This is a genomic window from Limosilactobacillus reuteri subsp. simiae, from assembly GCF_020784875.1.
GTDB lineage: Bacteria > Bacillota > Bacilli > Lactobacillales > Lactobacillaceae > Limosilactobacillus > Limosilactobacillus reuteri_H.
In genome coordinates, this window is sequence record NZ_JAJGUI010000064.1 from 1 (window position 1) to 351 (window position 351).

Annotated in this window: 1 pseudogene; it reads right to left on the minus strand. The window is 43.0% G+C overall.

Going from position 1 to position 351, the window contains the following annotated elements:
• Positions 1–351: pseudogene (locus tag LMC10_RS02015) on the minus strand (hypothetical protein); the annotation flags it as partial.

The following is a 351-nucleotide window of genomic DNA, read 5'->3' on the forward strand; positions in this document are numbered from 1 at the left end:
AAAGTATGAGTAACTCGGTATCGATGAGTGAAAGTTTAAGCAACTCCGTAAGCATGAGCGAAAGCCTCAGCAACTCAGTCTCAATGAGCGAAAGCTTAAGTAACTCCGTATCGATGAGTGAAAGCTTAAGCAACTCCGTTTCCATGAGTGAGAGCTTAAGTAACTCGGTAAGCATGAGTGAAAGTATGAGTAACTCGGTCTCAATGAGTGAGAGCTTAAGTAACTCCGTATCGATGAGCGAAAGCTTAAGTAACTCGGTATCGATGAGCGAAAGCTTAAGCAACTCCGTCTCGATGAGTGAAAGCTTATCTAACTCCGTTTCAATGAGTGAGAGCATGAGTAACTCGGTAT